Origin of the sequence: Endoryza foliicola (assembly GCF_050589245.1) — a bacterium.
In the GTDB taxonomy this organism is placed as follows: Bacteria; Bacteroidota; Bacteroidia; order Chitinophagales; family Chitinophagaceae; genus Endoryza; species Endoryza foliicola.
The window spans coordinates 242,730-256,628 of record NZ_JBOBEW010000002.1; the positions used below are offsets into that span (position 1 = coordinate 242,730).

General features: G+C 39.7%; 12 protein-coding genes. All 12 read right to left on the reverse strand.

What is annotated here, in order from left to right:
* Window positions 1-3: 3 nt before the first annotated feature.
* The 12 genes from ACQ2HE_RS05005 to ACQ2HE_RS05060 all read right to left on the reverse strand — a co-directional run bounded on the left by ACQ2HE_RS05005 (window position 4) and on the right by ACQ2HE_RS05060 (window position 13,896).
* Complete coding sequence (locus ACQ2HE_RS05005; protein ID WP_430897778.1) at window positions 4-2,265, reverse strand: multicopper oxidase domain-containing protein; 2,262 nt, start codon at window positions 2,263-2,265, stop codon at window positions 4-6.
* 11 nt (window positions 2,266-2,276) lie between these two features.
* Complete coding sequence (locus ACQ2HE_RS05010; protein ID WP_430897776.1) at window positions 2,277-3,308, reverse strand: DUF2231 domain-containing protein; 1,032 nt, start codon at window positions 3,306-3,308, stop codon at window positions 2,277-2,279.
* A gap of 23 nt (window positions 3,309-3,331) precedes the next feature.
* Window positions 3,332-3,901, reverse strand: a complete 570-nt coding sequence (locus ACQ2HE_RS05015) for a DUF2911 domain-containing protein (RefSeq protein ID WP_430897774.1) — start codon at window positions 3,899-3,901, stop codon at window positions 3,332-3,334.
* 18 nt (window positions 3,902-3,919) lie between these two features.
* The gene (locus tag ACQ2HE_RS05020; RefSeq protein ID WP_430897772.1) at window positions 3,920-4,492 is read right to left on the reverse strand and encodes a class I SAM-dependent methyltransferase; all 573 of its coding nucleotides are present in this window, start codon (window positions 4,490-4,492) and stop codon (window positions 3,920-3,922) included.
* Window positions 4,493-4,766: 274 nt separating this feature from the next.
* The gene (locus tag ACQ2HE_RS05025) at window positions 4,767-7,997 is read right to left on the reverse strand and encodes an efflux RND transporter permease subunit (RefSeq protein ID WP_430897770.1); all 3,231 of its coding nucleotides are present in this window, start codon (window positions 7,995-7,997) and stop codon (window positions 4,767-4,769) included.
* A gap of 92 nt (window positions 7,998-8,089) precedes the next feature.
* Window positions 8,090-8,518, reverse strand: a complete 429-nt coding sequence (locus tag ACQ2HE_RS05030) for a hypothetical protein (protein WP_430897768.1) — start codon at window positions 8,516-8,518, stop codon at window positions 8,090-8,092.
* A gap of 35 nt (window positions 8,519-8,553) precedes the next feature.
* A complete protein-coding gene (locus ACQ2HE_RS05035) occupies window positions 8,554-9,549 on the reverse strand; it encodes a heavy metal-binding domain-containing protein (RefSeq protein ID WP_430897766.1) in 996 nt (331 codons plus the stop codon).
* Window positions 9,550-9,570: 21 nt separating this feature from the next.
* Window positions 9,571-9,927 carry a heavy metal-binding domain-containing protein gene (locus tag ACQ2HE_RS05040; RefSeq protein ID WP_430897764.1) on the reverse strand — a complete coding sequence of 119 codons (357 nt, stop codon included), beginning with the start codon at window positions 9,925-9,927 and terminating at the stop codon, window positions 9,571-9,573.
* 24 nt (window positions 9,928-9,951) lie between these two features.
* Window positions 9,952-10,401, reverse strand: coding sequence for a YybH family protein (locus tag ACQ2HE_RS05045; protein ID WP_430897762.1), 450 nt, complete (start codon window positions 10,399-10,401; stop codon window positions 9,952-9,954).
* A gap of 15 nt (window positions 10,402-10,416) precedes the next feature.
* Window positions 10,417-12,093 carry an efflux RND transporter periplasmic adaptor subunit gene (locus tag ACQ2HE_RS05050; protein WP_430897760.1) on the reverse strand — a complete coding sequence of 559 codons (1,677 nt, stop codon included), beginning with the start codon at window positions 12,091-12,093 and terminating at the stop codon, window positions 10,417-10,419.
* Entirely contained in the window at window positions 12,090-13,280 is a 1,191-nt protein-coding gene (locus tag ACQ2HE_RS05055; protein ID WP_430897758.1) for a TolC family protein, read from the reverse strand. The genes ACQ2HE_RS05050 and ACQ2HE_RS05055 overlap by 4 nt, the downstream gene beginning before the upstream one ends.
* Before the next feature lie 91 nt (window positions 13,281-13,371).
* Window positions 13,372-13,896 (reverse strand): hypothetical protein, encoded by a 525-nt coding sequence (locus ACQ2HE_RS05060; protein ID WP_430897756.1) that lies wholly within the window; start codon window positions 13,894-13,896, stop codon window positions 13,372-13,374.
* Window positions 13,897-13,899: the final 3 nt, after the last annotated feature.

A 13,899-nucleotide genomic window follows, 5' to 3' on the forward strand; every position in this document is an offset into this window, starting at 1 on the left:
AAATCAATAGTGCCATGTTAATCCAATTCCCCATTTGTAATCGCTGTCATAATTTGTGCTGATGGAAAATGATTTTGCAATCATATACCTTGCCGCTACATTAAATTCCTTGTCGGTATTTACCCTGAAATCAAAAAAGAAATTATTACTGAGGGGTAAATCCCGTCTTTCCAATTGCAGCCTTAAACGGCCTGTTTGGTCAATCCGCCATTCGGAACGGATAAGCATAGGCAATAAATAATAAAAGCCTGCATCAAAAACCCGTCGGTTATCCTTTGAGTTTGGCTTGTTTGCTAATGGAAGCGTTTTGTTTTTTCGGTAATCATAGCCTATATAAAAGGCGAAGTATTGTTTTTTATCGAGGTAACGAAGTAAATGCGTTTCTGTTTCATAGTTTCCTTTCCAGCTTACACGGCCTTCAAATTCTAATGCCATCTTATTATTTGAAATATTCCCACTCAGCCATGCACCCTGGGAATGTACTGATAAGTCATACCAGGGATAAAGCATATTATCTTCCTTTTTTAATTTCCGGTATCCAGTTTTGGCAAATTCATTTTGTTCGCTGCCATCATAACTTACAATCCGGGCCATACCTGCCATCATGTGGTATAAAATATGGCAATGAAAAAACCAGTCTTGTTGTTCGTTGGCCTCAAATTCTATAGTAACTGTTTCCATTGGTTTGATATCGAACGTATGCTTCATGGGCGAATATTCGCCCTGTGCATTAATGAAGCGGAAGAAGTGGCCATGCAAATGCAATGGATGCCGCATCATGGTATTATTGGTTAAAACAAATCTTACCCGTTCACCTTTTTGGATAAGGATTTTATCGGCAACGGATAAAGTTTTAAAATTGAACGACCATACATACCGCAACATATTTCCGGTAAGGGTTAGTTTAATTTCTCTTGGTTTCAAAGTTGAATCCAAAGTGGTGGGATGCAGTGCCCGCAGCATATTGTAATTAAATTCACCAGGTATTTCCATATTCATATCCATGCCCTGCATACCATCCATCTTCATGCCTTCCATATTCTGCATATCCATTTCTTTCTTTTTTGGCATAGTATCACCGGGCATGTCCATGCCTTTCATATCCATGCCCTGCATATTGCCCATGTCCATTCCTTTCATATTCATGCTACCCATTTCCTGCATCATCTTAAAATAATTCAGCCTTGGGATATCCGGGGCTTTCATGACAGGGCCGTTGCCAAAATAAGCAGATGAGTATCCTGTTACATCCCATGAAGTAGCCCGCAGCTCTGCGGCGCCTGTTTCAGGTACTGTAATCAATACGTCATAAGTTTCGGCGATAGCGATTTCCAGTTTATTTACATTGACAGGGGTGACATTGATGCCATCAGCGGCAATTATCCGCATGTAGCTGTTTGCATATTGCAGATTGAAGTAGGTAGAAGCCGAACCATTAATAATCCGAAGCCGGACTATTTCTCCTGGTTTGGCATCATTAAATTCATTTGCTTCCTGCCCGTTCAGCAAAAATTTATTGTAATAAACATCTGATACATCCATAGCAGGCATACGCTGCCATTCCTGTTTTAGTTTGTCTTTAAATGAACCTGCAGCAATGGCTTCGCCATAGCTTTGCAAGGCACCTTTCTTAATGGCATACCATTCGCCTCCACGTTTCAGGTAACGCATTACCTGGTGTGGGTTTTCGTCCGTCCAGTCTGACAGTAGCAAAACATATTCTTTTAATTCAGGTTCTGGCCGGGCGGGATGGATTACGATTGAACCATACAAACCGCTTTGCTCCTGCAGCATAGTGTGGGAGTGATACCAATAAGTGCCGCTTTGTATCAATGGAAAAGTGAACGTATAAGTTTTGCCTGCCTCCACAGGAGAAGTTGTTAAATAAGGAACACCGTCTTCTTTATTGGGTAACAATATTCCATGCCAGTGAATGGATGTTTCCATCTTCATCAGGTTATGCACCCGGATGATGGCCGTATCGCCTTCAGTAAATTCAAGAATGGGTGCTGGTATCTGGCCGTTAATAGCAATGGCATGGCGATGCTTACCGGTAAAGTTCACCATCGTATCAGTTACATACAGGTCGTATTCCACTTTCTTACTCTGATAAATTTTTCCGGGTGCAGGTTGTATTGCCTTCAAAGGAAAATTATACGATGTAATTTTTTTTACTCCCTCGTCTTTAGCTGATGGCATGGAATGTTTCATTTGTGCAAGAGTGCAAACCGGAATCAACAATATAAATGAAAGCATTTTTTTCATGATGATGTCATTTATTGTTTATCCTGTTTATAATTCTTTTTCCGGGAAGGGTTATTGTCTGGAAAGCGGAGGGTGTCCATTGGTTTTTTTGCCGGCATCTTCATGTTGTCCATACCGGGCATATCCATGCTTTTCATGTCTTTCATTTTCATGGATGAGTCCATTTTCATTTTATCCATGCCCGGCATATCGTTCATATCTTTCATTTTCATGGAAGAATCCATTTTCATATCCTTCATGTCTTTCATGTTGTCCATACCAGGCATATTCTTCATGTCCTTCATCTTATCCATTCCTTTCATACCCTTCATGTCTTTCATGTTGTCCATACCAGGCATATTCTTCATGTCCTTCATCTTATCCATTCCTTTCATACCCTTCATATCTTTCATGCCTGCATTTTTATCCATGCCGGGCATGTTCATGTTCTTCATGTCCTTCATATTCATAGACGAGTCCGTTTTCATGTTACCCATACCCGGCATTTTATCCATATTGTTCATACCGGGCATGGTATCGGTCATTTTCATGGAGCTATCATTCTTCATATCCATATCCTTCATGTCTTTCATATCTCCACCCTCGCCATGGCCTTTCATTAAATACCTGCCCATAGGCCCCACACCTGCAATATGGGTAAGTTTTGCCCCATGATGCCCTGCAATGGAGAGAAAAACAGCAGCAATGATAGCGGCAATCAATACAATAATTTCAAATGAACGCCGGTTAATTTTAAAAAACACACCGATGCTTTTTAGCAAAAAAGTAATGCCACTCATCCAAAGTGTTAGCTGTGCATATTTTTCATGGGCTTCAAACATTTCCAATGCTGCTTTGGGTGCATCTGCTGATGGCTCTGCATGAAAGATGGTGCTGGCGGCAAGAGAAGAAAAGAAAGCACCAGCCATAATAACCAATGTGACCCATTTAATTTGTTTCAGGTCTTTCCAAACCAGCACGGCCTGTAAAGCAGCAGCTAATAAAATAAGCACAATGGGGAAATGTACCGCCAATGGATGTAATGAAGGGAAGTCTTTGAACATATTTCAATAATTTACTGCAGAGATTATTTAAGGAATCTGAAATCAAACTCAACTCTTATCTTTTCCCATACCACAGCAATCTTGCCAGTTTCGTTTTTCCCGGTTTCAATAAAATATTGCAACCGCTCTGTATGATTAACTTTTTTCGGTTTCACCTTAATCCTGATTATATCATCTTTTTCATCGTACTCTGTGGCAAGATGCTGTTTCCAGTTTTTATTTATAATCAGCGTCCATTCCTTTTTACCGGGGATGGAGAAGAAAGCATATTTACCGGCCGGTATTTCATTACCATTTACAACAAATGCTTTTGGCATTTCCAGGGTAGTGGCATCATGTGCACCGGTTACCCATACCTCATCATAAGGAACTAATCCGCCCCATATAATTCTTTTACGAACACCGGGTGAGTGATAATTAATTTTTATACTATCGCCATTAAGGATAGCGAAAGCCATAGAATTAATACTTTTTTTAGCAGTGTCTTTAACAAGGTTTGGGTTGTAGCAAACTTCTTCTTTCTTTTGTTCCTGCGCTGTTACAGAGAATGCTGTCGCAGTTATTAAAAGCAGTAAATAAATTTTCTTTTTCATGAGATTTTTTATTTATAATTATATTTTTTTCGCACTGATTATTTGTACTTCTCCAAATATGGTCTTAAAACAGGTTTTAATGGCTACATTTTCAAACCCGGCATCTGAAATTAATTCAGGCAATAGTCCTTTAGCATTTGCATCTGTTGATTTAAATCCATCCAGTCCTCTTATGATATTGAAAAGTGTTCTTTGAATCCATGACTTAGAACGGCCAAAATCTGCAATAAGCAACTGCCCATCTTTATTTAAAACCCGGAATATTTCTGCCAGCATATTTTGCTTTGTATCTGTATCAAGGTGATGAAAAACCAGGCAGGATATTACTCTGTCAAAAGCATTATGCTGAAAGGGAAGATGTGTTCCATCATAATCCAGTAGAAAAACATCTAACTTCTTTTCTTTTACTTTTTGAATTGCCCTGTCTAATATTTCTCTATCCACATCAATTCCTGTAACCTTCGCTCCAGGGTGCATTTCCTTTGCCATAATAGTTAGTGTAGCTGTGCCACATCCAAAATCCAATACTTTCACTCCTGCCGGAATGTTAGCTGTTTCAATCAATGCCTGTTTAATTTTCTTTTCTGGCATTGTGAGATTTATAAAGAAATCATACAAAGGAGTTAACCATTTGAAGCGAAGTGCCGGTATGTATTTTGTTTGCCCCACTACAGTTGCTTTATTTTAAAATTAATATCTGAATTAAACCAGGTTCAAAACGGAATTCCAAATTGGTGGGTGCGGAAACCCTGCTCCACAAAGCGTTTCTTTTTAAATAAAGAAACTAAAGCAGGGCTCCGACCCATGTTTTACATTTTTATTTACTGGCAACCATCCTTTAGTAAGGGTTACTTTTATTTCTCTGTTACTCCATATCTTTTTTATTCTGTTCAGCTATATACTTATCTAATGCTTTTTTGCCAAACTGTTTAAATACAACAGGAGTTACAATCATATCTAATAAAGTAGAGCTGATTAAACCGCCGAGGATAACAGTAGCAACGGGATATAAAATTTCTTTTCCCGGTGCAGTAGCATCCATCGTTAAAGGAATTAAAGCCAATGCCGCAACCAGGGCAGTCATTAATACCGGCACTAATCTTTCCAGCGAACCACGGATAATCATCTTATCACTGAAAGTTTCACCCTCATGCTGTACCAAGTGTATGTAATGGCTTATCATCATAATACCGTTCCTTGATGCTATACCCGTAAGTGTAATAAAACCGACCATAGTAGCAATCGAAAAAACACCGCCGGTAAGCAATACGGCTACCACACTTCCTATCAACGCCAACGGCACATTAAGCATAATCTGCAGCGCAATACGACTTGATTTGAAATGACTGTATAATACCAAGAAGATGCCGGCAATAGAAAATATGCTGAGAATAGTAATAAGCTTGGAAGCTGATTGCTGGCTTTCAAACTGGCCGCCCCATTGCAGGAAATATCCCTGCGGAAGTTGTAATTGTTCATTCACCTTCTGCTGCATTTCTTTTACCGTGCTTCCAAGGTCTCTGCCCTGAACATTGGCGGAAACTACAATTCGTCTTAAAGTGTTTTCGTGATATACAGAATTGACACCACTTTCCATTTCAATTTGGGCGATTTGTTTTAGTGGAATCAGCGCACCATCAGAGGTAGCTATTTGTGTATTGCCGATTTCATCAAGATTGCTTCTGATACTGTCGGTGGTACGCAGCACTATATCAAATGTTTTTTGCCCATCTAATATTTGGGTACTTATTTTACCGTTGTAAAAAATCTCAATATCCTCGGCTACTTTACCCACCTGCAAGCCGTACCGCTGCACAGCCGCCCGGTCTATTCTTATACTTAGCTGGGGCACCAGTACCTGCTTTTCAACCTGTACATCTACTGCGCCTGGGACTGTATTAATGATATCTTTTAACTTGGCAGCATTACTGCGTAAGTCAGCCAAATCGTTTCCAAAAATTTTAATGGCAATCTGTGCCCGTACACCAGAGAGTAAATGGTCAAGACGATGGGAAATAGGCTGCCCTATATTTACCGTTACGCCTTTTAATACGGACAGTCTTTCTCTTATCTGGGCAAGTATTTTGTCCCTCTTACCAATTCTATCGGGGTATAATGCTACTTCAATTTCAGAGTTGCTTGGCGGTTCGGCATGTTCGTCTAACTCAGCACGGCCTGTACGGCGGGCAGTAAGCTGCACACCATCTACTTTTAAAATTTCTTTTTCAGCAATACTTCCTGTTTTATTGGCTTCCTCCAGCGAAGTGCCCGGTGGCAGGGACAGGTTAATGGTAAAACTTCCTTCATTAAATGGGGGTAAAAACTCTGTTCCCAAAAAAGGGATGATACTCATGGAAGCTACAATCATAGCGATTGCAATTCCAATAACTACTTTAGGACGTTTTAATCCAATTTTAAGTAATTTAATATCCTGCCGCTTTAAGAACTTCACAAAAGTGCTGTCATCATGAGAAGATGCATATAGAGCTTCTTCTTCAATCGTCCGTCCATGCGGTTTTTCCTGCTCTGCCTCTTCAAATGTATGGGTGTGTTTTTTTCTTCCTTTCCAGAAAGTAAGATTAACGTGGTCGAGATGCCTTTTTTTGCCTAACAGGTAGCTGCACAAAGCCGGTGTAACAGTGAGTGATACAGCTAAAGAAGCTATGATAGAAGTGATATAGGCAATGCCCAATGGAGCAAATATTTTCCCTTCAATCCCCTGCAGGTAAAACAATGGAAGAAATACGAGGACTACAATGATAGTGGCATAAACAATGGAATTTCTTACCTCACTGCTGGCTTCATAAATTACTTTCATTAGCGGCTTTGGATTGGGGCTTGTCCAGTTTTCTTTTAATCGCCGGAATACATTTTCCACATCTACAATAGCATCATCTACCAGCTCTCCAATGGCAATAGCAAGACCGCCAAGTGTAAGGGTATTGATAGATATTCCAAACATTTTAAAAACAATAGCTGTAATGATAAGTGATAAAGGAATAGCAGTAAGTGTAATGATGGTGGTTCTGAAATTAAGCAGGAAGAGAAACAAAATGATAATAACGAGGATAAACCCATCCCTTAACGCATGCTCCACATTGGTAAGAGAGTTTTCAATAAAGTGTTTTTGCTGAAACACATCAGTATTAATTTTTACATCAGATGGCACTGATTTTTTTATATCATCAATTGCTTTTATGATTTCTGCTGTTAGTGTAACCGTATTGGCATTCGGCTGTTTTTCTATGCTCAGGATTACCGCAGGTTTGCCATTCAGAGAACCATCACCTCTTTTTATTGGCCCGCCAAATTTTACTTCGGCCAGTTGGTGAAGCAGCACCGGTGTTCCATTTTTGTTGGCTACTACGGTATTGGCCAAATCTTCTAAAGTATTTGCCCGTGCAAGATTACGAACCAATACCTCAGAGCCTTTATTATCATTTACAAAACCGCCGGTTGTATTGATATTGGTAAGTTGTAAAGCATTGTCAACATCACCAACAGACAAATTATACTGCCGTAATTTATCGGGAGAAATTAAAACCTGGTACTGCATACGGACACCGCCGATGGGAATTACCTGTGCAATGCCTTTAACACTCATCAGCCTTCTGCGGATAACGAAATCGCTAAGTGTCCTCAAATCTGCAGGGGATGTGGTATCGGATGAAACAGCTATCATCATAAATTGTCCCATAACGGAACTGATTGGCCCCATTACAGGCACAATCTTATTAGGTAACTGCACCGTTTGTATTTTTTCGGCAGTTAACTGCCGGGCCCTGTATATATCTGTCTTCCAGTCAAACTCTACAAATACCAAACCCAGTCCGGGAGATGCTACTGACCTTACTACTTCTACTCCAGGTGCGCCATTTAAAGAAGTTTCAACAGGTAATATAACCTGCGCTTCAATTTCTTCTGGCGACATGCCATTAGATTCAAGGAAAATAGTTACCCTTGGCCGGTTTAAATCAGGTAGCACATCTACTGGCAGGTTTACCAACGTAAAAACGCCGTATACCATTAACAGGGCAGCCATGGCTACTACAAGTAAACGGTTCTTAAGAGAGAAGTGTATGAGTCTGTTAAGCATAAAATAAATTCTTTAATCACTATTACACATTTTAAGGCAGTAGCATTTTAAAACATAGCAGGCAGTAATACCTGCTATGTTTTGGTATCGTTTTAATGTTGATGATTATGTCCATCTGCTGCAGGCTTGGCCTTTGCCGTAAGGTCAAAAGAAGCCGATGCAGTTTTACCACTGGTTGTAAAAGTGACAATTGCCTTATTGTACTTTTTAGCTTTGTCCAGTGTGTACATAAAGCCTTCTGCACCGCTTGGAATTAATGTAATAGTTGACGTTTTTCCGTCGGCCATTTGTATCACAGCAGTTCCTGCTACACCCGTATTCTTCATTGCTTTTTCATTAGCGTCCAGCAAATAAGCCATTACCATACCGTCTTTTACACTTACTTCAATATGAAAATCACCGGCAGACTTAACTGTTCCGCCATGTGGTGAACCATGTTTGTGGTCGCCGCCACTGTGTTGTGCAAATGTTGCGAAGGATGTCATCATCATCACCGCCATCAGAATTGTTATCTTTTTCATTGTTTTAAATTTTATTGTTACTAAATAAATTGATATTAATGTTTCTCCTGTTCTTCCTTCTTCATATCCATTCCTTTCATAGTATCAGCATTGCCTTCTGCTACGTTCATTACAAAGTCACTGGTGTAAACTTTTCCTTTACTCTGGAATTGTATCCACCCACGGTACACACCGGGCTTTTCAAAAGTGGTATGCAAATCAAACTTGCCGCCTTCCACACTTGGATGAACATGCAAATATTTTTTGTCGGCAAGGCTTACCACTACCATGTGGGCTTTAGCGCCGAGGTAATCTTCTAAAGTGTTTACGTCAACCTCTTTACCATTAAGCATCATCACACCATTAATATGCATAGCCATATTGGTTAAAAATTTGCCGCCTTCAGGAGTAAGTGAAACAGAGAACCCATCACCTGCTGCACCGGTTAATTTATCTGCCCCATAAACTTTTGCCGGGGGTACTGTTCCAGCCACAGTTACATTCAGATAGTCAACTGTATGATTGGCACCGCTTGGCTTATAATCAGCAAACAAGGTGTATTTGCCGGGAGCTGGAAATTTTTCTTTTACCGTGTAAGAACCATCTGCGTTCAGTTCAGGATGTATGTGGTCAAACCAGCTAAGGTCATCACTCACTACAATGAGGTGTATTTTTTTTGTGTGTTCCACATCCAAAGGAACCTGCTCAGTTGGTTTATCTTTTATTTTTGGAGTCATGGATAAAGTAACTTCTTCTCCCGGTTTTGGAGATGCTGGATTATATGTAAACTGCATATTAACATTGCTTGGGCCACCAGCATTGTCATTATGCTCCAGTTTCATTCCGCATTTTGGGCAGGTATCGCCTTCTTTTCCGGTTACTTCGGGGTGCATGGGGCAGGCAAAAATATGGTCGCCGCCCTCATGTGACATTTCTGTTTTTGTTGTATCTGTCGCAGAAGTTTTTGTATCGCCGCTGTTGTTACATGCTGCAAAAATTGCAACAGTGCTGATAGCGAAAATTGCCATCGTAATTTTTAATACTTGTTTCATTTGTTTTATTTAATTGATTAGTTAATTATGATTATGACCGGTATGATTGTCTGATGATTTTTTTGCCTGCACTTTGGTTAGGTTCATATTGCACTTAGGACATTTACCTGCTTTATTATAAGTTTTATCTCCTTCACATTTCATAGGGCATTGGTAAATGGCTGCAACCGGTTTTGGTACAGCTTTCAAATCCATATTGCATTTAGGGCATTTACCTGCTTTAGCATAGGTTTTATCACCTTCGCATTTCATGGGGCATTGGTAAACAACTGTATCCGCAACTACAGTTTTATTTTTTGTTTTTGTTGATTGGGCATTTACAGCAGTAAAACTAAAAACTGCTATTGCCATTAATAGGAAGATTCTGATTTGTTTCATTTTTTTGTTTTTATAGTTTGATATTTATTTTGCTTTTCTGAATGAAGAATGTGTTTGTACAATCTTCCAACCGTCTTTTGTTTTTCTTAAAACAGAGGTAGCCACTCCCTGGCTTTTTATTTCCTTGCCATCTTTGGCAAGAATGATGGTATAGATATAGGTTTCTGTTGAAAAGGCATACTCGCCTGCAGTTGTTACATCCACTTTATAATCGCTAAAGGTGAAAGATTTGAACTCTTTCAGTTCGGGGCCTAAATGGTGCTCCAGATAGTGGCCGATAGTGCCCTCATTGCTTGCCTGTTCATATACTTTAGAATCTTTTACAAAAAGATTTACTACGCCGGTGGTATCCAGCTTTTCAATTGCCTTTTTATAATTGTTCAGTACTACTTTTACGGCTTCTTTATCGCCGCCTTGTGCGAACGCTACGGTAACAGTTGCCAGCAGCAGGCACATCATAAAAAACTTTCTCATGTTTGTTTATTTTAATTATTGGTTTAAATACATCATTTTCATTTGATACACATTGGCGGTAACAACCCGTTCGCCATCTTCAGTACCCTTGGCAATAACGGTAAATTTGTCATTGCTTTGCCCTTTTACTACGAAGCTGATACTATACTGTTCCGCTTTATCTTTTATAAAAACGGCGGGCTTACCATTTACATCTGTAATGGCTTCATTAGGTATTACAACTTGTCGTATAACATTATTTCCCGTCATCCGAACATTCACATTTTCACCGATTTTGAACTGGCCTTTAGGATTGATGATTTCAAATACTACTTTTTGGGATTGATTTCCTGTATTTACAGATTGAGCAGCACTAATCATTTTCAATTTATAAACCAGTGTATCCGCATTTGAAATGGTGGTAAACCCTGTTGCTGATTTTAATTTTTCAGCATCTGTTGCGAATACCTGGGCTTCTACAAACACCTGGTCAAGATTGGTTATTTCAAACAAGGTTTCACCGCTGTTTACAACAGCACCAATAGCATAATTAAATGTGCCTACAACACCACTAACAGGTGAAGTGAGGGTTATTGCTTTTGTACTGCCGGTATTCTTTCCGGTGTTTGCATCAAAGAGTGCTTTATTTTTCCTGGCACTTTCAAACCTGGCTTTTGCTTCGGTAATATCTTTTTTGGCTGCAATGTCTGCTATACCCAGCAACCTGTCATATTGTGCTTTGGCTGCTTCAAATTCTGCATTTACACTATTGCTTTGAGAGATGATACTGATTTGCGTTCCGGCATCTACCTGCTGTTCTATTACAGCAACCACCTGTCCTTTACCAACCCGTTGGCCGGGGGCTACTCTTAATGAAACAATTTTGCCTGCCTGCGGCGTCTGTATTACAGCCCGGCCTTGCGGAGCGGCAGTTACAGTTCCCAATAAAACGGATGATTCATTAAAATCACCTGTGCCAATTTTCTTTGTTTGAATATTAAAAAGGAATTGTGTTTCTTTTTCAACAATAAATGTCGTTGAACCACCACCGCCAGTTTTTCCAGCCGCATCGCCATGGTCTTCGCCACCATGTGCAGATGCCGGATTGTAAGTGGCCGTTGGTAAAAGACAAAAAAGAATGATGGCACCTGCAACCATCTTCCTGCTGCGGCTTTTATTTACAAAGAACATAATGAGTAAACCAATCAACAGTCCTGTTAAACCAAAAAACCAATTACTACTGTACCAATGAGAGTGGGGGCTGCTTGCAATTGTTGGCGGGGCAAGTTCTTTTCCTGCTTCAATATTGTTTAGCTGAATTAAGTCAATGCCTGCATAACTATTAATATTGATTACAAGATTATATGCTTTCTTTTCCGGGAATATGCCTTTCAATTCAAACACTCCCTTATCAATCCTCACAACGGTAATTTTTATGTTGGGATTGTCGGCCACTGTTACTTCCAGCTTAGCACTGTCAATAGGGCTATTGGTATTGTATTCACTTAAATACAAACGAAGCGATGCTTCCTTGCCCGGTACAATCGGGCTGTACTTTAACAGCAGTTCATAAATTTCTGAAGCGGCTTCAGACGAGAAGTAGCTTGCAGGCGATACAGTTGCTTTTTTTGCATCCCCGTGGTCTTCGCCGCCGTGTGCAAATCCAAGTACCGGTAATAACCCTAATAAAAATTGAATGATTAATCGTTTCATAACTGACCCATTAAATATTTGTGATTGATAACACTGAGATTATAATTTCTTACTGCTTCCAGGTATTTTTGATAAACATTGTAGGCATCGTTGCTGTTTCTCAGCAAACTGATATAATCAATTTCGCCACTTACAAAAAAACGCTGCGAAGTAGTAATAACTTCCTGTGCTTTTCTTAACCCTGTTTGCTGATAATATTGAACTGACTGCCAGTTAGTTTGCATTTCGCTGTTTGCATTAATAGCCTGTGCAGATAAGTCCTGCTGTAAGCCCTGTTGTTTGCTTTGAATAACCTGCTGCTCTGTTTTGGCAGCATTGATATTGCTTTTATACTGGCCAAACCATAATGGGATTGTTACGCCAACCCTAAAGCGGTTAAACCATTGGGTATTTCTTTCTCCCTGGTTAAAGTAACCAAAAGCCAAACCGGGCAGCGCCTTACTTTTTTGTAATGCAATATTTTGTTTGGCAACATTTTCCTGTTGCTGTAGTAGCTGTACGGCGGGATTTGAAAGTAACGCTGTGGAATCAGGTGCAAGGGCGAACTGCGTCTGAGAAAGTACAACGGTCAACGGTTCTACCGAAATTGAGTCTTTGATACCTGTAAACCACTGCAACTGTGCTTTTAAAGATGCGGCTCTTATAAGCGACTGCTGGTACTGATTATGAATTTCCCCATATTGTGTTTCAGCAAATGTTTGTTGCAGGTAATCAATTTGCCCTGCTTTAAACTGGCGGATGGCTGACAGCTTTATCTTTTCATACAATGTATCCTGGATATACAGTTGTCTTGTAAGCGAATCAGCATACTGAATTTCTAAGTATAAAACTTTAACCCTGTATTTTAATTCTGTCTCTGTTAACTGCTTCTCTTTTTGTGCCACACCAATTTGCTGCTTTTGCAAACGGTATTGATTACTGTACACTGTTGGGAATTCAAATGACTGAGTGATACTTCCAGTATAAAACTTACCCGTCGGGCTTTCAAGGAAAAAATCCGGATTGGGAAGATTGATAGCTGATTTCAGTAACTGCTGTTGCTGTTTTACTTGCAGTGATGCGGCCTGAGTATTCTTGTTATTAGCTAATGCTTTGGATACAGCTTCATTTTCTGTAAGCACCTGCTGTGCCGCTGCCGAAAAACTGATGACTCCTGTAAGGAAAACTATAATACTATATCTAAACATAAAAATTGATTACGGTAAAACAAATAGCCTCAAATTGCGAAATGCAAAATGAAGTTGGATGAAGTCAAAAGCTTCATCTGTTTTACAATAATCAAATCTGGAAACGCTGCATCGCTATGCGTATATCAGGCGGGGGAGGATAATAAAAACGGGCCTTATACTTAGTAGGTAAGTCTTTAATTCCGTTCAATAAATCGATACCTGAAAAAATACTGATGATTGCTACAAACACCGGAATATCTATACCGGCATTTACAGTAACATTCTTATCTAAGTTCTGAAATTTTTGTACTTCGTTGCTGCAGCATCCGCCCGGGCTTTTAGTAAACGACTGTCCATCATCTGCCGGAATTTGTTTCGCTGGCTCATTATCATGTTGATGTTTAGTACCATCTTCATGAACATGATTATTTGATTCTGGAACTTCTTTTTCATGCACATGCTTTTTTCCGTCATCATGTACATGCACTTCCACAGCTTCTGCAATTTCGCTGTGATGAGGCGTATTAAAACCCATATCCACACCTAAAGCGCAGGCAAAACCTACTGCCGTATTTGAAGCAAATACAATCAGCAGGAATAGTGCTTTTAGTTTTATGGATAAATTTCGTGTCATTTA